Below are 18,630 nucleotides of genomic sequence, written 5' to 3'. Positions count from 1 at the left end.
ATGTCGCCGCGAAACGTACTGGTCGTCCTCTACGACGGCGTGCAGAGCCTGGACGTCACGGGACCGATGGAGGTGTTCGCCGGCGCGGACCACCACCCCGGACCGGCGCGGTACCTGCTCCGCACGGTCTCACCGGGCGGCGCCCCGGTCCGTACGAGCAGCGGACTGCAACTGGTCCCGGACGGGGACCTGGAGAGCGAGCGCCCGGGCGCCGGGACCACCCTGCTGGTGCCGGGCGGCCGGTACGCGGGGGACTTCGCGCCGGAGATCACGGACTGGCTCCGCGCGCACGGCGGGTCAGCGGAGCGGCTGGTGTCGGTGTGCACGGGTGGCCTGCTGCTGGCCGAGGCCGGGCTGCTGGACGGACGGCGGGCGACGACGCACTGGTACGCGTGCGAGCGGATGGCCCGGGACTACCCGGCCGTCACCGTGGAGGCCGACCCGATCTACGTCCGCGACGGGCCGGTGTCCACCTCGGCCGGGGTCACCGCGGGCATCGACCTCGCGCTGGCGCTGGTGGAGGAGGACCACGGGCCGGAACTGGCGCTGTCCATCGCGCGGCACCTGGTGGTCTTCCTCCGGCGGCCCGGGAACCAGGCGCAGTTCAGCGCGCACCTCGCGGCGCAGACGGCACGGCGGGAGCCGCTGCGGGAGGTGCAGCACTGGATCACGGAGCACCCGGGGGAGGACCTGAGCGTCGAGGCCCTCGCCGCACGGGCCGCGCTGTCGCCCCGGCACTTCGCGCGGTCCTTCCAGGCGGAGACGGGGGTGACGCCGGGGCGGTACGTGGAACGGGTACGGGTCGAGCACGCGCGGCGGCTGCTGGAGGAGGGCGGCGAGGGCATCGCCCAGATCTCCCGCGCCTGCGGCTACGGAAACCCGGAGGCCCTGCGCCGCGCCTTTCTGAAGACCCTGGGCCAGCCCCCGGCCGAATACCGCCGCCGCTTCGGCGCCGCCCGCTGACGCCCGACCGCACCCCGCCGACCTCCGACCCCTGACCCCTGACCTCTGACCCCTGATCCCTGACCTCTGACCCCTTGCTCCACCCCACCAACAGCTCCGGAGGAGCCATGCAGATCGCCGTACTGCTCTTCGACGGGTTCACCGCCCTCGACGTCATCGGTCCCTTCGACACCCTCGGCCGCCTCCCGGGCGCCGAGACCGTGTTCGTGGCCGAGCGGCCGGGCCCCGTACGGGCCGACCAGACCTCGCTCGCGCTCATCGCCGCGAAGGGGCTCGACGAGGTGACGCGGCCGGACATCGTCCTGGTGCCCGGAGGGCCGGCGACCGACCGTGAGATGAAGAACCCGGTGGTCCTCGACTGGCTGCGGACCGTGGACGCCACCAGCACCTGGACCACCTCGGTCTGCACCGGCTCGACCCTGCTCGCCGCCGCGGGCCTGCTCGACGGGCGCCGGGCCACCTGCCACTGGCTGTACCTGGACCGGTTGCCCCCGTTCGGGGCGGAGCCCACCGGGGAGCGGGTGGTCTTCGACGGGAAGTACGTCACGGCCGCGGGGGTGTCCTCGGGGATCGACATGGGGCTCGCGCTCCTCGGCCGCATCGCGGGAGACGAGTACGCGCAGACCGTGCAGCTGATGACCGAGTACGACCCGCAGCCGCCCTACGACGCGGGCTCCCCCGAGAAGGCGCCCGCCGAGGTCGTCGCGCGGCTGCGCGGGCTCACCCCGCCGGGGGAGTCCAGGTGAAGGCGGGCGCGCGGCGTTCCAGGAACGCGGCGACCCCCTCCGCGACGTCGCCGCTCGCGGCGGCCTGCGCGGCCCAGTAGGCGTCCCGGTCCGTGCGGCCGTCCGCGAACTCCTTCGCCGAACTCTGCGTGAGCTGGGAGCGCGTGGCCAGGATCCGCGCGAACTCCGCCACCCGCTTGGCCAGTTGCCCCGCGGGCAGCAGCTCGTCCAGCAGTCCGGTGCGCAGCGCCCGCTCCGCGTCGATCAACTCGGCCGAGAAGAGGAGGTACTTGGCGGCCGCCGGGCCCACCAGCGAGGCGAGGCGCCGGGTGGAGGAAGCCGGGTACACGATGCCCAGCTTCGCCGGCGTCACCCCGAAGGAGGCGCCCTCCTCAGCGAAGCGCAGATCGCAGGCGGCGGCCAGCTGACTGCCCCCGCCCACGCAGAACCCGCGGATCGCGGCGAGCGTGGGCTTGGGGAAGGCGGCGAGCGACTCCTCCGCCGCCACGGCCAGGGCCTGCGGGTCCTGGTCCCCGGTCAGCGAGGAGATGTCGGCCCCCGCGCAGAAGGTCTCGCCGGCCCCGGTGAGGACGAGCACCCGTACGGCGGGATCCGCCGCGTGCCCTGCCAGCAGCTCCGGCAGCCCGCGCCACATGGCGGCCGTCATGGCGTTGCGCTTGGCGGGGTGCGAGATCACGACGGTGGCGACCCCGTCGGCGACGGAGGAGAGGAGGGCTGCGTCCATGCGCCGGATGCTATCCCGGACGGTCGTACCTATGATCAAGAGACCGGTACCCGGCAGCTCGGTGGACCGGCAGGCAGTCGCGGGGTCCGAGGGTCCGTCGGGGGCAGCTGAAAGGGTGGCGTCCATGGGCGCAGACCGTGCCGAGCGTGCGGACCGTACGGGTCCACAGGACATGAAGGCCGACAAGAAGAAGGTCAGCCGCAGTTTCGCGTGGATGGCCCTGCTCGGGGCGCTCCTGGTGGTGGCCGGGCTGGTGGGCCTCGTCTACACCGGTGTCGCGACCCTGACCACGATGTTCCTCTTCGGCTGGCTGTTGCTGTTCGGCGGTGCCGTGGGCCTGTTCCAGGCGATCCAGTCCCGCAAGAGCAACTACTTCTGGCTCGCCGTCATCGTCGCCGCGATCAACATCGCGGCCGGTTTCGTGATCCTGCGCCGCCCGGAGGCGAGCGCGGAGGCCCTCACCATGTTCGCCGCGCTGCTGTTCCTCATCGGCGGGGTGTTCCGGCTGGCCGGCGCCGTCGTGGTGCGCGGCGCGCACCTCGGGCTGACCCTGGTCCAGGGCGCCTTCGGCATCCTGCTGGGCCTCCTGATCCTCGCGAACTGGCCCGGCAGCAGCCTGTACGTGATCGGAGCGTTCTTCTCCCTCGCGCTCCTGTTCGACGGTCTGAGTCTGATCGCCGTGGGCATGGGAGCCCGCCGCATCCTGGGCTTGGTCAGGGACGACGAGGTTCCGGTGACATCGGCAGGGGCGGGGGTGGCCGCGCCGGAGACGGGCGAGGCGGCCGAGAAGCAGCTCCCAGAAGATCAGGAACGGTCGAACAACTGACTCTGTCATACGCCAGCGGTCAGAAAGTGTCCGATTGATGCTGACTTCTGGTCAGTGGTCGGGCCCGGAGCGGTCCGGTCCCCACTCTTGACGTGTGCAGACGATCGAGCGTGAAGACGGGGGCCGGGAGATGGATGTGAGCGGGAGCGTCCCGCCAGTCAAGGGGGAGGAGCCGGAGGTCACGGCCGCCCCCCTCGCGTACGAAGGAGTGTGGCGATTCACGGCTCCCGCAGTAGAAGAATCCGTTCCGCAGGCCCGTCGTGCGGTCCGTGACCTGCTCGGCCGGCAGGAGGTGCCGGCGGACGGGGACCTGGTCTACTCCCTGCTGCTGATCGTCTCCGAACTGGTGACGAACTCGGTCCGGCACGCGGCCCTGCTCTCGCCCGAGGTCGCGGTGGAGGTCGCCATCGGCCGGGAATGGGTACGGGTGGCCGTCGAGGACAACCACCCGTACCGCCCCAAGGCGCTGGAGGCCGATTTCGGCCAGACCGGCGGCCGGGGCCTGCTCCTCGTCCGGGAGGTCACGCTGGAGGCCGGCGGGGTCTGCGACGTGGAGCACACCTCCACGGGCGGCAAGGTGATCTGGGCGGCCCTGCCGCTCACCACGGCCCTCGCGTCGCCCGCCGCCATCCCGACCTCGGCGATCTGAGCCCGCCCGGGGCCGCGATCACCCAGGGCCGGCCGCCACCGGCTGCTACCAGCCCGCCGCGTCACCCGTCAGCTCGCGGATCGCGGGCCGGGCCGCGTCCAGCACGGTGGTGAACCAGGCCGAGAACGGGACCTCGGCGTGCCGCTTCGCGAGTTCCTCCGCGGTCACGAAGGCGGTGTCCGCGATCTCCTCCGGATCGGGCCGCACCGACCGCTGCGCGAGTCCCACGAACAGGTGGTTGTACTCCTGCTCCACCAGACCCGACGCCGGGTCGGGATGGTTGTAGCGCACCGTCCCCGCCTCCGCGAGCAGCGAGGGCGACAGCCCCAGCTCCTCGTGGGTCCGCCGGGCCGCCGCCGCGAACGGCGACTCCCCCGGGTAGGGGTGGCCGCAGCACGTGTTCGACCAGACACCGGGGGAGTGGTACTTCCCGAGGGCGCGCTGCTGGAGCAGCATCCGGCCCTGCTCGTCGAAGAGGAACACCGAGAACGCCCGGTGCAGCTGACCCGGCGCCTGATGGGCGGCGAGCTTCTCCGCCGTACCGATGGTGTTGCCGGACTCGTCGACCAGTTCGAGCATGATCGGTTCTTGAGCGCCGGCGCCGGTGGTCGCGGTGTTCGCGGCGGTGGCTGGTGTGGTCGGCATACCCATCCTTCGCTTCGGACTTCGGCTTTCAGTCTGCCGTACAAATGGGGATTGCCCCCACTTCGGTGATCCGCGCATGTCCGCCCCCCGCCGCGTGATATGCGACGGGGGGCGGAACGTGCCGATCGGTCAGTTCATCCGGCCGCGGGCCGGATCCCGGATCAAACCCCGAAGGGGGACGGGTACTTGATCGTGCCCGCGGGAACCGGCACCGAATCGTCGAGCACCAGCGCCATCATGGCTTCGTCGGGCACCTCGAAGGGAGCCTTGATCCCGAAGCGCGAAGCCGGCGCGAAGCCGAAGCGCGCGTAGTACTCGGGATGCCCGAGGACCAGGACGAGGTTCTCCCCGTGCTCCGCCGCCGCCGCGAGCAGTGCCCGTACGACCGCGCTGCCGGCGCCCGAGCGCTGGAGCGCGGGAGCGGCGGCCACCGGGGCGAGCGCGAGCGCCGCCGCTCCGTCCACCTCGCACCGGGTCAGCAGGGCGTGCGCCGCGACGGACCCGTCCGGGCCCTCGGCCACGTAGGAGAGGCCGGGCAGCCAGGAGCCGTCCGTGCGCAGGGCGTCCACGAGGTCGGCCTCGGCCGGGGTCCCGAAGGCGGCCGAGTTCAGCGCGTGCACGGCGGCCGCGTCCCCGTCGGTCTCGGGACGGACGGACCAGTCGCCACCGTCCCCGGCCGTCACCGGCCGCAGGACGTAGGCGGTGTACCCGTACTCGTGCCCGTACCGCGCGCGGACGTCGATCTCCTCGCGTACGAAGCCCAGCGCGGCCGCGGCCTCGGGCCCGGCGGGCTCCGGAGCCCCGGCCACCCGCTCGCCGAGCGGACCGTAATAGGCGGCCCAGTCGGAGTCGGGCTGCCGGTGCACGCCGAGCACCCGGTACCCGGCGGCCTGGATGGCGGCCAGGTTGCGGGCGGTGGAGCGCAGCGCGTAGTGCGGGTCCCAGAAGGCGCGCACTCCGGCGGAGGGTTCGTCGACGGTCCACTCGCACTCGCTCAGCACCAGGGTGCCGCCGGGGGCGAGCAGTCGCTTCCACCGTGCGAGCGCGGTGGCGAAGCCGATGTTGTACGCGGAGCCCTCGGCCCAGACGAGGTCGAAGGAACCGTCCGGATGGGCGAGGTCGCCGATGTCCGCCTTGACGGCGCGGACGCGGTCGGTGAGCCCGCGGGCCGCGGCGGCCGTACGGAGCTCGTCGAGGAAGCCGTCATTGAGGTCGACGGCGGTGACGTCGGCCCCGTGGCCGCCCGCCTCCGCGGCGAGCAGCAGGGCGCTGGGGCCGGGACCGCAGCCCAGGTCCAGGGCGCGCGGCCGCTCGGGCAGCGGTCCGCACAGGGACAGCAGGTGGCGGGTGGTCGCCTCGGAACCGGGGGACTGCCGGGGCAGGCCCCGGTGCAGCGCGAAGAACGCCTCGAAGAAGAGGTCGCTCTGCGTGCCGAAATCGGTGGTGTGGGAGTTGCTGGTGTTACCGGTGTTGTCGGTCAACGTGAACCCTTGAAAGGGGGCTCCGGCCGACGGGGGTGATCGGTGGGATCAGACCCGGCCGGACGCCCGGAAGGAGAGGGGGATGAACCGGAGTGCGCTGCGCTGGGCGGCGACGCCTGCGACGGTCATCAACCCCACCTCTTTCTTTCTTTCGTCACATCACATGTGACATTCGGGCGATTGGGACGCTTTAGCGAAACTCGTACACGTCTGCGGCCAGCTTAACAGCAGCGGTGCCGACAGCGGTTTGTGATCGCTCCTCCCGATCGTCAATGATGATCGGCACAGGGCCGTCAGGCCCGTGATTTTCGGCTTATCGATGCGTAAACAGGCGGTGAACCCCTGCTTCCGTTCATCCGATAGCCTCTGCCGACGGACCGCCGTCCCACCCGGCGCCCGTTACCCGTGTGCGTGCAAGGAGTGAGTTCGTCTGCCGACCGTCATCCTTACCGGCCCGCCGGTGCCCGGATCAGCGCTCGCCGACGAGCTGCGCTCCCTCGGCTTCGAGGTCCGCCCCGCGGCCACCCCGTCGGACACCGCCGCCGCGCTGGAGCTCGTACCCGCCGACCAGCGGGTGGCCGTCGTGGACGGGGACTTCGTCGGACACGTGCACGCGCTGCGGCTCGCGCTGACCGATCCCCGGTTCGACGCCTGCGCCGTCACCGGAGCCCTCGCCGTGCAGCCCGGCGCCCGCGCGGCCCTGGACCGGGCCGCCGCGCTCGATGCGGCCCCTCCCGCGGGCGACGGCCCGTACCCCGACCGGCTCGCCGCCGCCGTCGAGGCCGCCGGCACCTCCGTGCACCGCCCCGAGCTGGGCACCCTCGTCGCCGCCGTGCCCGCCACGGCCGCCGAGCGCGCGAGCGCCGCCGCCGCCGTCGCGGCCGTCGACGAGGAGGCCGTCCGGCTGCGCACCGCCGTGAAGTCCCGCGACGGGTTCTTCACCACCTTCTTCATCAGCCCGTACTCGCGCTACATCGCCCGCTGGTGCGCGCGCCGCGGACTGACCCCCAACCAGGTCACCACCGCCTCGCTGATCACCGCGCTGATCGCGGCCGGCTGCGCCGCCACGGGCGACCGCTGGGGCTACGTGGCCTCCGGCGTGCTCCTCCTCGTCTCCTTCGTCCTGGACTGCACGGACGGGCAGCTCGCCCGCTACTCGCTCCAGTACTCGACGATGGGCGCCTGGCTCGACGCCACCTTCGACCGCGCGAAGGAGTACTCCTTCTACGCGGGCCTCGCGCTCGGCGCGGCCAGGAACGGCGACGACGTCTGGGCCCTGGCCCTCGGCGCCATGATCCTGATGACCTGCCGGCACGTCGTGGACTTCGCCTTCAACGAGGCCAACCACGACGCCACGGCGGCTGCGACATCTCCTTCCGGGAGCCCCACCGCGGCCCTGTCGGCCAAGCTGGACAGCGTCGGCTGGACGGTCTGGGTCCGGCGCATGATCATCCTGCCGATCGGCGAGCGCTGGGCCATGATCGCGGTCCTCATCGCCTTCACCACCCCGCGGATCGTCTTCTACGCCCTGCTGGTCGGCTGCGCCTTCGGCGCCCTCTACACCACCGCCGGCCGGGTCCTGCGCTCGCTGACCCGCAAGGCGAAGCGGACCGACCGGGCCGCCCAGGCGCTGGCGGACCTCGCGGATTCGGGCCCGGTCGCCGAGCTGATCATCCGCCTGACGCCCCGCCCACAGCGGCTGCCCCTGCTGTTCGCAGCCTCGGGTGCGGCCCTGATCGTGGCTGCCGCCTGGATCGAGCCCTTCGGCTCCTGGACAGTTGTCTTCGCCGGGTTCCTCTACGCCGTCGTGAGCGGCAGCGCGGTCGCGCGGCCCCTCAAGGGCGCCCTGGACTGGCTGCTTCCGCCATTGTTCCGCGCCGCCGAGTACGTGACGGTCCTCGCCCTCGCCGTCAAGGCGGACGTCCCCGGGGCCCTTCCGGCGGCATTCGGACTGGTCGCGGCGGTCGCCTACCATCACTACGACACGGTCTACCGCATCCGCGGTGGCACCGGCGCGCCCCCGCACTGGCTGGTGCGGACGATCGGCGGGCACGAAGGCCGGATCCTGTTGATCACGGTCCTGGCCTCCGTCCTGGCGTCGCGCGCCGTGGACTTCCCCGTCGCGCTCACGGCCCTCGCCGTGTTCGTGGCACTCGTGGTGCTCGTGGAGAGCATCCGCTTCTGGGTGTCCTCCGGGGCACCCGCCGTACATGACGAAGGAGAACCAGCATGATCGGCCTCGTCCTCGCTGCCGGAGCCGGACGCCGCCTGCGTCCCTACACCGACACCCTGCCCAAGGCCCTCGTGCCCGTCGGACCCGAAGGGGCCGAGGAGAGCATCACGGTGCTCGACCTGACGCTCGGCAACTTCGCCGAGGTCGGCCTGACCGAGGTCGCCATCGTCGTCGGCTACCGCAAGGAAGCCGTGTACGAGCGCCGGGAGGCCCTGGAGGCCAAGTACGGCGTCAAGATCACGCTGATCGACAACGACAAGGCCGAGGAGTGGAACAACGCCTACTCCCTGTGGTGCGCCCGTGACGTCCTCAAGCAGGGCGTGATCCTCGCCAACGGCGACACCGTCCACCCCGTCTCCGTCGAGAAGACCCTGCTCGCCGCCCGCGGCAAGGGCCAGAAGATCATCCTCGCCCTCGACACGGTCAAGAGCCTGGCCGACGAGGAGATGAAGGTCATCACCGACGGCGAGAAGGGTGTCCGGCGCATCACCAAGCTGATGGACCCGGCCACCGCGACCGGTGAGTACATCGGCGTCACCCTCATCGAGCCGGAGGCTGCCGAGGCGCTGGCCGAGGCCCTGAAGACCACGTTCGAGCGCGACCCCGACCTCTACTACGAGGACGGCTACCAGCAGCTCGTCAACGACGGCTTCACCATCGACGTGGCCCCCATCGGTGACGTCAAGTGGGTCGAGATCGACAACCACGACGACCTCGCCAAGGGCCGGACGATCGCATGCCAGTACTGACGAGGCTCATCCCCTCCCCCCTCGTCGTCGACATCAGCCGCGGCGCCCTGGACGACCTCGCCGGCCTCCTGGCCGACCAGCGGATCTCCTCCTCGGGCAAGCTGGCCATCGCGATCAGCGGCGGCTCCGGCGCGGTGCTCCGCGCCCGGCTGGAGCCCGTGCTGCCGCACGCCGACTGGTACTCCGTCGTCGACGGGACCATCGACTCCGCGGTCAAGCTCGCCGACGACATAAAGGGACGCCGCTACGACGCCGTCGTGGGCCTGGGCGGGGGCAAGATCATCGACGTGGCGAAGTACGCCGCGGCGCGGGTCGGCCTGCCCATGGTGGCCGTCGCCACCAACCTGTCGCACGACGGCATCTGCTCGCCGGTGTCCATCCTGGACAACGACAACGGCCGGGGCTCCTACGGCGTGCCCATGCCGATCGCGATGGTCGTCGACCTCGACGTGATCCGCGAGGCCCCGGCGCGGTTCGTCCGCGCGGGCATCGGCGACGCGATCTCCAACATCTCGGCCATCGCCGACTGGGAGCTCTCGCACAGCCTCAACGGCGAGCCCGTCGACGGCCTGGCCGCCGCCATGGCCCGTACCGCGGGCGAGTCCGTACTGCGCCACCCCGGCGGCGTCGGCGACGACGAGTTCCTCACCGTGCTCTCCGAGGCGCTGGTCCTCACCGGCATCGCCATGTCCATCAGCGGGGACACCCGCCCGGCATCCGGCGCCTGCCACGAGATCAGCCACGCCTTCGACCTGCTCTACCCGGGACGCTCCGCGCTCCACGGCGAGCAGGTCGGCATCGGCGCGGCCTTCGCCATGCACCTGCGGGGGGACACGGACAAGTCCGGGCTCTTCGTCCAGGTGCTGCGCGGTCACGGGCTGCCGGTGCTGCCCGAGGAGATCGGGTTCAGCGTGGACGAGTTCGTCGCGGCCGTGGAGTACGCCCCCCAGACCCGTCCGGGACGCTTCACGATCCTGGAGCACCTCAACCTGTCCGCCGCCGAGATCAGGGACGCTTACGCCGACTATGCCAAGACCATCCGTAGCTGAACTCCGGCCCGTCGTTCACCCGGCGGGCGTCAAGGACCGGGTCAGCGGCGAGCACTGGGGCGGGCGCCTCTACATGCGCGAGATCTCCCTGCGCATCACCCGCCTCCTGGTCACCACGAAGGTCACGCCGAACCAGCTGACCTACGTGATGACCCTCGCCGGAGTCCTCGCCGCCCCGGCCCTGCTGGTGCCGGGCGTCTGGGGCGCCGTCCTCGGCGTGGTCGCGGTCCAGATGTACCTGCTGCTCGACTGTGTCGACGGCGAGGTCGCCCGCTGGAAGAAGCAGTTCTCGCTGTCCGGGGTCTACCTGGACCGGGTCGGCGCCTACCTCTGCGACGCGGCGGTGCTCGTCGGCTTCGGCCTGCGCGCCTCCGACATCTGGGGCACCGGGCGCATCGACTGGCTGTGGGCCTTCCTGGGCACCCTCGCGGCCCTCGGCGCGATCCTGATCAAGGCCGAGACCGACCTGGTCGGCGTGGCCCGCCACCAGGCCGGCAAGCCCGTGGTCCAGGACGCGGCGGCCACCCCGCGCTCGTCCGGCATGGCGCTCGCCCGCAGGGCCGCCGCCGCGCTCAAGTTCCACCGCCTGGTCCTCGGCATCGAGGCCTCGCTGCTCATCCTGGTGCTGGCCGTCCTGGACCAGGTCCGCGGCGACCTTTACTTCTCCCGCCTCGGCGTCGCGGTGCTCGCCGGCATCGCCCTGCTGCAGACGGTGCTGCACCTGGTGTCGGTCCTGGCCTCCAGCAGGCTCAAGTGACGGCGCCGCTGCGGCTGGGCGCCGTGATCATCACGATGGGCAACCGCCCGGACGAGCTCAAGGCACTGCTCGACTCGGTGGCCCGGCAGGACGGGGCCCCGGTCGAGGTGGTCGTCGTGGGCCAGGGCGTAGGGCTCCCCGGCCTGGCGGACCCGGCCGCGGGCGTGCGGACCGTCGAGCTGCCCGAGAACCTGGGCATCCCGGGCGGCCGCAACGTCGGCATCGAGGCCTTCCGTACCGCCGGCGCCGAGGGCTCGGACGGCTCGGACGGCTTCGACGTGGACGTCCTGCTCTTCCTGGACGACGACGGACTCCTGGAGCGCACCGACACCGCCGAGCTGTGCCGACAGGCCTTCACCGAGGACCCCGAGCTGGGCATCGTCAGCTTCCGGATCGCCGATCCGCAGACCGGCGAGACCCAGCGCAGGCACGTCCCCCGACTGCGGGCCGCCGACCCGATGCGCTCCTCGCGCGTCACCACCTTCCTGGGCGGCGCCAACGCCGTCCGCACGAAGGTGTTCGAACAGGTCGGGGACCTCCCGGGGCAGTTCTTCTACGCCCACGAGGAGACCGATCTCGCCTGGCGGGCGCTCGACGCCGGGTGGCTGATCGACTACCGGGCGGACATGGTGCTCCTGCACCCGGCGACGGCCCCCTCCCGGCACGCGGTCTACCACCGTATGGTGGCTCGCAACCGGGTGTGGCTCGCACGCCGCAACCTGCCCGCCCCGCTGGTCCCGGTCTACGTGGGCGTATGGCTCCTGCTGACGCTGCTGCGCAAGCCCTCGGGGCCCGCGCTCAAGGCCTGGTTCGGCGGCTTCAAGGAGGGCTGGACCACCTCCTGCGGTCCCCGGCGCCCCATGAAATGGCGTACGGTCTGGCGGCTGACCCGGCTGGGCAGACCACCTGTCATCTGACACGTCCGGGTCTGAGACCATGGCGCGATCACGAACCGATCGACTCAGGCCCGATGCCACCCTCTCCCGCATCATGAAGACGGAAAGTTTCATCTTGTGAGTGACACAACCCAGGACGGAGCCCTTGCCACGAGCAAGCGGCCGTCCGAAGACGCCGGGCTGAGCCCCGCGGAGCTCGCCAGGAAGTACGGCCTGTCCGTCAGCGGAGCCCGGCCGGGCCTGGTCCCGTACGTGCGCGAGCTCTGGGAGCGGCGCCACTTCATCCTCGCGTTCTCCCGGGCCAAGCTGATGGCCCAGTACAGCCAGGCGAAGCTCGGTCAGATCTGGCAGGTGGCGACCCCACTGCTGAACGCGCTGGTCTATTACTTGATCTTCGGGCTGATCCTGGACGCCGGCAAAGGCATCGCCAAGCAGGACTACATCCCCTTCCTGGTGATCGGCGTCTTCGTCTTCACCTTCACGCAGTCCTCGCTGATGGCGGGCGTCAGGGCGATCCCGAGCAACATCGGCCTGGTCCGCGCCCTGCACTTCCCGCGCGCCTCGCTGCCGATCTCCTTCTCGCTGCAGCAGCTCCAGCAGCTGATGTTCTCGATGATCGTCGTGTTCGTGGTCGCGATCGGATTCGGCAACTACCCCAGCCTGTCGTGGCTGCTCGTTATCCCGGCGCTGTTCCTCCAGTTTGCCTTCAACACCGGCCTCGCCCTGATCTTCGCGCGGATGGGTTCCAAGACCCCCGACCTCGCGCAGCTCATGCCGTTCGTCACGCGGACGTGGATGTACGCCTCCGGCGTCATGTTCTCGATCAAGACGATGCTCGAGGACAAGCCCGCGTGGATCGCGGACGTGCTGCAGTGGAACCCGGCCGCGATCTACATGGACCTGATCCGCTTCGCGCTCATCGACGGGTACGGCCGGGAGAACCTGCCGCCCCACGTCTGGGCCTTCGCCGTCGGCTGGGCGGTCCTGATCGGGTTCGGCGGATTCGTGTACTTCTGGAAGGCTGAGGAGCGTTACGGCCGTGGCTGAGAACAACCAGGGGCACATCCCCACCGTCATCGCCGACGACGTGCACATCGTCTACCGGGTCAACACCGGCAGCTCCGGCAAAGGCAGCGCCACGGCGGCGCTCAGCAAGATACTCCGCCGGGGCGGCGACGGACCGGGCGTCCGCCGGGTCCACGCCGTACGCGGGGTCACCTTCACCGCGTACCGCGGCGAGGCCATCGGTGTCATCGGCTCCAACGGCTCCGGCAAGTCCACGCTGCTGCGCGCCATCGCGGGTCTGCTGCCCTGCGAGTCCGGCAAGGTCTACACCGACGGCCAGCCGTCGCTGCTGGGCGTCAACGCGGCCCTGATGAACGACCTCACCGGCGAGCGCAACGTGGTGCTCGGCGGTCTCGCGATGGGCATGACCCGCACGCAGATCCAGGAGCGGTACCAGGGCATCGTCGACTTCTCGGGAATCAACGAGAAGGGGGACTTCATCTCCCTGCCGATGCGCACCTACTCCTCCGGCATGGCCGCGCGCCTGCGCTTCTCCATCGCCGCGGCGAAGGACCACGACGTCCTGATGATCGACGAGGCGCTGGCCACCGGTGACCGGAAGTTCCAGGTGCGTTCCGAGGCGCGCATCCGCGAACTGCGCAAGACGGCCGGAACCGTCTTCCTCGTGAGCCACAACAACAAGTCCATCCGCGACACCTGCGACCGGGTGCTGTGGCTGGAGCGGGGCGAACTCCTGATGGACGGTCCCACCGAGGAAGTCGTCTCGGCGTACGAGAAGGCGACCAGCTGACGGCCCCCACCGACGGCCGGCACCGACGGCCCCCACCGCGTCCGGCGGCGGGGGCCGTCGCATGCCGTACGGGCCCGGCGCGCACGGCGGCCGCCTTTTCGCGCGGTGGCGTGCGGGCGACATTGTGCGGTGGACCGAATACCCGTCGAGCCCCTGCGGCGTTGTACAGCGTAAGCTGGGCCGGGCCCCAATCGCGGGCAAGAGGGGGCGATTCCCCCGCAGGTGAATAGCCCAGGACGCCCCGGTGAAAACCCGGCGGCGTGTCCGAAATAGGATGTATTGGGTTGGCAGTGTAGAACGGGAGATGTGACGGCAATGGCTACGGGAATTCTCCGGCCCCCAGGCACGACGGCCGTTCCCGCCGCGGGCGGCGGGCGGTGACCCCGGGGCACGGCACCAGCCCCCGGCCGCACGAGCTGCCCGACGCCTCCGGCTCCTTCCCCGCCCACCCGGGCGCCACCACCCTCGGCAAGGCGCGCTCCGAGAACTTCCCCGTCGCCCCCGCCTTCCTGCCCCGCGCCTGGCGCGAGGGCCTGATGGCGGTCTACGGGTACGCCCGCCTGGTCGACGACATCGGCGACGGCGACCTCGCCCCCGGTGGCCACGACGCGGTGCTGCTGGGCCTCGACCCCGCCGCCACGGACGACCGCATCGCCATGCTCGACGCCCTCGAAGCCGACCTGGGGCGCGTCTTCGGCGGTACCGACGGGCCCCCGCGCCACCCCCTGATGCTGGCCCTGCAGCCCGTCGTACGCGCCCACGGGCTCACTCCCGAATCGTTTCTGGGGCTCATCGAAGCCAACCGCCAGGACCAGCGGGTCGCGCGCTACGCGACGTACGGCGACCTCCTCGGCTACTGCGAGCTCTCCGCCAACCCGGTGGGCCGGCTCGTGCTGGACCTCACCGGCACCAGCACCCCCGAGCGGATCCGCCGCTCCGACGCCGTCTGCACCGCCCTGCAGATCGCCGAACACCTCCAGGACGTCGCCGAGGACCTCGCCCGGGACCGGATCTACCTCCCGGGCGAGGACATGCGCCGCTTCCACGTCACCGAGACCGACCTGAAGGCCCCGTCCGCGGGGGCGTCCGTACGCGCCCTCGTCGCCTTCGAAACCGAACGGGCGCGGGAACTCCTCGACGAAGGCACGCCGCTCGTGGGCAGCGTCCACGGAAGGCTCCGGCTGCTGCTCGCGGGCTTCGTGGGAGGAGGACGCGCCGCCCTGCGAGCCGTCACCGCCGCCGGCTTCGACGTCCTTCCCGGCCCGCCCAAGGCCACCAAGAGCGGCCTGCTCCGCGAGGTGGCCGCCGTCCTGCGCACAGCGCCGAGAAAGGGGTGAGCCCGACCGTGGAGGGCCCCACACACGCGTCCGCACCGGGCGCGCCGACAGCGATGTCCGCACCGCCCGCCGTGTCTTCACTGATCTCGGCTGCCTACAGCTACTGCGAGGCCGTGACCGGCTCGCAGGCGCGCAACTTCGCCTACGGCATCCGACTGCTGCCCGCCGACAAGCGGCAGGCGATGTCCGCGCTGTACGCCTTCTCCCGGCGGGTCGACGACATCGGCGACGGCACGCTGCCGCACGAGGTCAAACTGGCCCGGCTGGAGGAGACCCGCACCCTGCTCGGCCGGATCCGCGCCGAGGAGATCGAGGAGGACGACACCGACCCGGTCGCGGTCGCCCTCACGCACGCCGCGCGCCGCTTCCCGATCCCGCTCGAAGGGCTCGACGAACTCATCGACGGCGTCCTCATGGACGTCCGCGGCGAGACGTACGAGACCTGGGACGACCTCAAGGTCTACTGCCGCTGCGTGGCCGGGGCCATCGGCCGGCTCTCGCTCGGCGTGTTCGGCACGGCCGGAGCCGGCGGGCTCGGCGCACACGACGCCGCACGGGCCGGCGAGTACGCCGACACCCTCGGTCTCGCCCTGCAACTCACCAACATCCTGCGGGACGTTCGCGAGGACGCCGGCACCGGCCGCACCTACCTGCCCGCCGAGGACCTCGCCAAGTTCGGCTGCTCCGACGGCTTCCGCAGCGCGCAGATGCCACCCGGCTCCGACTTCGCCGGACTCGTCCACCACGAAGTACGGCGCGCCCGCGCCCTGTTCGTGGAGGGCTACCGGCTGCTTCCCCTGCTCGACCGGCGCAGCGGCGCCTGCGTCGCGGCCATGGCCGGCATCTACCGGCGCCTCCTCGACCGCATCGAGCGCGAGCCGGAGGCGGTGCTCCGCGGCCGCGTCTCGCTGCCGCCGCACGAGAAGGCGTACGTGGCCGTCCGCGGCCTCTCCGGCCTGGACGCGCGGACCATCGCGCGCCAGAGCACCAGGAGGCGGCTCTGATGACGGCGGGCCGGCGAGCCGCGGCGCTGCGGCGGACGGGAGCAACCCCGCGGCGCCCGGCGGCGTCTGTGGGAGCGACGGAGGAGGACGCATGACCGCGCACCACGCCGTGGTCGTCGGCGGCGGGCTCGCCGGCGTGACCACCGCGCTGGAACTCGCCGACGCGGGCCTGCGGGTGACCCTGCTGGAGGGCCGGCCCCGCCTCGGCGGCCTGGCGTTCTCCTTCAAGCGCGGCGAACTGACCGTGGACAACGGCCAGCACGTCTACCTGCGCTGCTGCACCGCCTACCGGTGGTTCCTCGACCGCGTCGGCGGCGCGGACCTGGCGCCCCTGCAGGACCGGCTCGACGTACCCGTGCTCGACGTCGCCCACCCCGGCGGCCCCCGGCTCGGCCGGCTGCGCCGCAGCGCCCTGCCCGTACCGCTGCACCTGGCCGGCTCGCTGGCCCGCTACCCGCACCTCTCGCTCGCCGAGCGGGCCTCCGTCGGGCGCGCCGCCCTCGCGCTGCGCCGCCTCGACCCCGCCGACCCGGCGCTCGACGGCGTGGACTTCGCGACCTGGCTCGGCCGCTACGGCCAGTCCCCGCGCACCATCGAGGCGCTGTGGGACCTCGTCGGCATCGCCACCCTCAACGCCACCGCCGGGCAGTCCTCGCTGGGCCTGGCCGCCATGGTCTTCAAGACCGGCCTGCTCTCCGAGAACGGCGCGGCCGACATCGGCTGGGCCCGCGTACCGCTCGGCGACCTGCACGACACCCTCGCCCGCAAGGCCCTGGACGCCGCCGGGGTGCGCACCGAACTGCGCACCCGGGTCACGGACATCTCCCGTACGCCCGAGGGCGGTTGGCGGGTGGCCACCGAGGGCGGCTCCTTCGACGCCGGCACCGTCGTCCTCGCCGTCCCGCAGCGCGAGGCGCACGGGCTGCTGCCCTCCGGGGCGCTCGCCGACCCCGACAAACTGCTCGACATCGGCACCGCGCCGATCCTCAACGTGCATGTCGTCTACGACCGCAGGGTGCTCAAGCAGCCCTTCTTCGCGGCCCTGGGCTCGCCGGTCCAGTGGGTCTTCGACCGCACCGACTCCTCCGGGCTTCCCGACGGCGGCCAGTACCTGGCGCTGTCCCAGTCCGTCGCGCACGAGGACATCGACGAACCCGTCTCGGTCCTGCGCGCCAAGTACCTGCCCGAGCTGGAGCGGCTGCTGCCCGCCGCCCGCGGGGCCAAGGTGCGCGACTTCTTCGTCACCCGGGAGCGCACCGCGACCTTCGCCCCCACACCGGGCGTCGGCCGGCTGCGGCCCGGATCCCGGACCGACACGCCGGGGCTCTACCTCGCCGGTGCGTGGACCGCGACCGGTTGGCCCGCGACCATGGAGAGCGCCGTCCGCAGCGGACTGAGCGCGGCCCGTGCCGCGCTCGTCCCGCTGGGCCGCCACCGCGAACACCCCTTGCAGGAGGCGGTATGACCACCACCGGCACCGCAGCACCGCACAGTTCAGCACCGCACAGCTCAGCACCGCACAGCTCAGCACCACGCACCGCGGCACCAACCGCCGCCGTACGTACAGGAACCAGAGGAGAGCCAGTGAACCCGGGGAATCCGGCCGTCGAGAACACGGACGCCAGTGCGGGCCCGGCCGGCGGGGAGAAGGCGGACACGCTCGCCCTCCTCGAACGAGGCCGTACGCTCTCGACGCCCGTGCTCCGCGCCGCCGTGGACCGGCTCGCCGCGCCCATGGACACCGTCGCCGCCTACCACTTCGGCTGGATCGACGCCCACGGCAACCCGGCGGACGGCGACGGCGGCAAGGCCGTGCGCCCCGCCCTCGCCCTGCTCTCGGCGGAAGCCGCCGGCGCCGCAGCCGAGGTCGGCATCCCCGGCGCCGTCGCGGTCGAGCTCGTCCACAACTTCTCGCTGCTGCACGACGACCTGATGGACGGCGACGAGCAGCGCCGCCACCGCGACACGGTGTGGAAGGTCCACGGACCCGCCCTCGCGATCCTGGTCGGCGACGCGCTGTTCGCCCTGGCCAACGAGGTGCTCCTGGAGCTCGGCACGGTCGAGGCCGGCCGCGCGGCCCGCCGTCTGACCACCGCGAGCCGCAAGCTCATCGACGGCCAGGCCCAGGACATCTCCTACGAGCACCGCGAGAGCGTCACCGTCGAAGAGTGCCTGGAGATGGAGGGCAACAAGACCGGCGCCCTGCTCGCCTGCGCGGTCTCCATCGGCGCCGTGCTCGGCGGCGCGGACGACCGTACGGCCGACAAGCTGGAGGAGTACGGCTACCACCTCGGCCTCGCCTTCCAGGCCGTCGACGACCTCCTCGGCATCTGGGGCGACCCGGAGTCCACCGGCAAGCAGACCTGGAGCGACCTGCGCCAGCGCAAGAAGTCGCTGCCGGTCGTCGCCGCCCTCGCCGCCGGCGGACCGGCCAGTGAGGAGCTCACCGAGCTGCTCGCCGCCGACGCCAAGAGCAACGACTTCGAGAACTTCTCCGAGGAGGAGTTCGCGGCCCGCGCCGCGCTCATCGAGGCGGCCGGCGGCCGCCGGTGGACCGCCGACGAGGCGCGCCGCCAGTACGAGATCGCCATCAAGGCCCTCGACGACGTGGACATGGACCAGCGCGTGCGCGACCAGCTCGTGGCGCTCGCCGACTTCGTCGTCGTGCGCAAGAGGTGATCGCCACCCGTACGCGCATATGAATCGCGAGTCGCCGGCCGGTACTGCCTGCCAGTAGTACCGGCCGACGGCGAAC

18 protein-coding genes are annotated in these 18,630 nt (G+C 72.0%); 15 read left to right on the top strand and 3 right to left on the bottom strand.

The features are described from left to right. A complete protein-coding gene (locus ACODT5_RS09340; protein WP_422518704.1) occupies positions 1-963 on the top strand; it encodes a GlxA family transcriptional regulator in 963 nt (320 codons plus the stop codon). A 107-nt stretch (positions 964-1,070) separates the two neighbouring features. Then, a complete protein-coding gene (locus ACODT5_RS09335) occupies positions 1,071-1,709 on the top strand; it encodes a DJ-1/PfpI family protein (RefSeq protein WP_422518703.1) in 639 nt (212 codons plus the stop codon). Here ACODT5_RS09335 and ACODT5_RS09330 read toward each other — a convergent pair. Continuing rightward, positions 1,684-2,433, bottom strand: a complete 750-nt coding sequence (locus tag ACODT5_RS09330) for an enoyl-CoA hydratase/isomerase family protein (RefSeq protein WP_422518702.1) — start codon at positions 2,431-2,433, stop codon at positions 1,684-1,686. The genes ACODT5_RS09335 and ACODT5_RS09330 overlap by 26 nt on opposite strands. A gap of 172 nt (positions 2,434-2,605) precedes the next feature. On the opposite strand from ACODT5_RS09330, the gene ACODT5_RS09325 reads away from it, so the two are divergent. Then, positions 2,606-3,259 carry an HdeD family acid-resistance protein gene (locus tag ACODT5_RS09325; RefSeq protein ID WP_422519610.1) on the top strand — a complete coding sequence of 218 codons (654 nt, stop codon included), beginning with the start codon at positions 2,606-2,608 and terminating at the stop codon, positions 3,257-3,259. Positions 3,260-3,389: 130 nt separating this feature from the next. Continuing rightward, on the top strand, positions 3,390-3,908 hold the full coding sequence (locus tag ACODT5_RS09320; protein ID WP_422519609.1) for an ATP-binding protein: 519 nt from the start codon (positions 3,390-3,392) through the stop codon (positions 3,906-3,908). A gap of 45 nt (positions 3,909-3,953) precedes the next feature. On the opposite strand, the gene idi is transcribed toward ACODT5_RS09320, so the two are convergent. Further along, complete coding sequence (gene idi / locus ACODT5_RS09315; RefSeq protein ID WP_422518701.1) at positions 3,954-4,553, bottom strand: isopentenyl-diphosphate Delta-isomerase; 600 nt, start codon at positions 4,551-4,553, stop codon at positions 3,954-3,956. 161 nt (positions 4,554-4,714) lie between these two features. Further along, on the bottom strand, positions 4,715-5,947 hold the full coding sequence (locus ACODT5_RS09310) for a methyltransferase domain-containing protein (protein WP_422519608.1): 1,233 nt from the start codon (positions 5,945-5,947) through the stop codon (positions 4,715-4,717). A gap of 517 nt (positions 5,948-6,464) precedes the next feature. Here ACODT5_RS09310 and ACODT5_RS09305 point away from each other — a divergent pair. The 11 genes from ACODT5_RS09305 (at position 6,465) to ACODT5_RS09255 (ending at position 18,554) form a co-directional block, all read left to right on the top strand. Beyond that, positions 6,465-8,267: a DUF5941 domain-containing protein gene (locus ACODT5_RS09305; protein WP_422519607.1), complete on the top strand. Its 1,803-nt coding sequence runs from the start codon at positions 6,465-6,467 to the stop codon at positions 8,265-8,267. Next, the gene (locus ACODT5_RS09300; protein ID WP_327256157.1) at positions 8,264-9,016 is read left to right on the top strand and encodes a phosphocholine cytidylyltransferase family protein; all 753 of its coding nucleotides are present in this window, start codon (positions 8,264-8,266) and stop codon (positions 9,014-9,016) included. Before ACODT5_RS09305 ends, ACODT5_RS09300 begins: the two co-directional genes overlap by 4 nt. Then, positions 9,004-10,065 (top strand): iron-containing alcohol dehydrogenase family protein, encoded by a 1,062-nt coding sequence (locus ACODT5_RS09295; RefSeq protein ID WP_422518700.1) that lies wholly within the window; start codon positions 9,004-9,006, stop codon positions 10,063-10,065. Before ACODT5_RS09300 ends, ACODT5_RS09295 begins: the two co-directional genes overlap by 13 nt. Further along, positions 10,043-10,822, top strand: a complete 780-nt coding sequence (locus ACODT5_RS09290; RefSeq protein ID WP_385371499.1) for a CDP-alcohol phosphatidyltransferase family protein — start codon at positions 10,043-10,045, stop codon at positions 10,820-10,822. The genes ACODT5_RS09295 and ACODT5_RS09290 overlap by 23 nt, the downstream gene beginning before the upstream one ends. A 35-nt stretch (positions 10,823-10,857) precedes the next feature. Further along, the gene (locus ACODT5_RS09285) at positions 10,858-11,739 is read left to right on the top strand and encodes a glycosyltransferase family 2 protein (protein WP_422519606.1); all 882 of its coding nucleotides are present in this window, start codon (positions 10,858-10,860) and stop codon (positions 11,737-11,739) included. A gap of 96 nt (positions 11,740-11,835) precedes the next feature. Next, a complete protein-coding gene (locus ACODT5_RS09280) occupies positions 11,836-12,765 on the top strand; it encodes an ABC transporter permease (RefSeq protein WP_422518699.1) in 930 nt (309 codons plus the stop codon). Then, positions 12,758-13,534: an ABC transporter ATP-binding protein gene (locus tag ACODT5_RS09275; protein ID WP_385371494.1), complete on the top strand. Its 777-nt coding sequence runs from the start codon at positions 12,758-12,760 to the stop codon at positions 13,532-13,534. The genes ACODT5_RS09280 and ACODT5_RS09275 overlap by 8 nt, the downstream gene beginning before the upstream one ends. Positions 13,535-13,950: 416 nt before the next feature. Beyond that, positions 13,951-14,871: a squalene synthase HpnC gene (gene hpnC, locus ACODT5_RS09270; protein ID WP_422519605.1), complete on the top strand. Its 921-nt coding sequence runs from the start codon at positions 13,951-13,953 to the stop codon at positions 14,869-14,871. Beyond that, positions 14,868-15,875 carry a presqualene diphosphate synthase HpnD gene (hpnD, locus tag ACODT5_RS09265; RefSeq protein ID WP_422518698.1) on the top strand — a complete coding sequence of 336 codons (1,008 nt, stop codon included), beginning with the start codon at positions 14,868-14,870 and terminating at the stop codon, positions 15,873-15,875. Before hpnC ends, hpnD begins: the two co-directional genes overlap by 4 nt. Before the next feature lie 91 nt (positions 15,876-15,966). Next, positions 15,967-17,340 carry a hydroxysqualene dehydroxylase HpnE gene (gene hpnE, locus ACODT5_RS09260; RefSeq protein ID WP_422518697.1) on the top strand — a complete coding sequence of 458 codons (1,374 nt, stop codon included), beginning with the start codon at positions 15,967-15,969 and terminating at the stop codon, positions 17,338-17,340. Positions 17,341-17,459: 119 nt separating this feature from the next. Continuing rightward, positions 17,460-18,554: a polyprenyl synthetase family protein gene (locus tag ACODT5_RS09255; RefSeq protein WP_388497705.1), complete on the top strand. Its 1,095-nt coding sequence runs from the start codon at positions 17,460-17,462 to the stop codon at positions 18,552-18,554. The last annotated feature ends 76 nt before the right edge of the window (positions 18,555-18,630 follow it).

The organism is Streptomyces tatrensis, assembly GCF_049310065.1.
Lineage (GTDB): Bacteria > Actinomycetota > Actinomycetes > Streptomycetales > Streptomycetaceae > Streptomyces.
Note: the sequence above shows the minus strand (reverse complement) of the source record. Positions and strands in the feature narration are given on the sequence as shown.

Coding starts and splice junctions, on each gene's coding strand:
- ACODT5_RS09340 (WP_422518704.1), top strand. CDS start 1: ATGTCGCCGCGAAACGTACTGGTCGTCCTCTACGACGGCGTGCAGAGC.
- ACODT5_RS09335 (WP_422518703.1), top strand. CDS start 1,071: ATGCAGATCGCCGTACTGCTCTTCGACGGGTTCACCGCCCTCGACGTC.
- ACODT5_RS09330 (WP_422518702.1), bottom strand. CDS start 2,433: ATGGACGCAGCCCTCCTCTCCTCCGTCGCCGACGGGGTCGCCACCGTC.
- ACODT5_RS09325 (WP_422519610.1), top strand. CDS start 2,606: ATGAAGGCCGACAAGAAGAAGGTCAGCCGCAGTTTCGCGTGGATGGCC.
- ACODT5_RS09320 (WP_422519609.1), top strand. CDS start 3,390: ATGGATGTGAGCGGGAGCGTCCCGCCAGTCAAGGGGGAGGAGCCGGAG.
- idi (WP_422518701.1), bottom strand. CDS start 4,553: ATGCCGACCACACCAGCCACCGCCGCGAACACCGCGACCACCGGCGCC.
- ACODT5_RS09300 (WP_327256157.1), top strand. CDS start 8,264: ATGATCGGCCTCGTCCTCGCTGCCGGAGCCGGACGCCGCCTGCGTCCC.
- ACODT5_RS09295 (WP_422518700.1), top strand. CDS start 9,004: ATGCCAGTACTGACGAGGCTCATCCCCTCCCCCCTCGTCGTCGACATC.
- ACODT5_RS09290 (WP_385371499.1), top strand. CDS start 10,043: ATGCCAAGACCATCCGTAGCTGAACTCCGGCCCGTCGTTCACCCGGCG.
- ACODT5_RS09285 (WP_422519606.1), top strand. CDS start 10,858: ATGGGCAACCGCCCGGACGAGCTCAAGGCACTGCTCGACTCGGTGGCC.
- hpnE (WP_422518697.1), top strand. CDS start 15,967: ATGACCGCGCACCACGCCGTGGTCGTCGGCGGCGGGCTCGCCGGCGTG.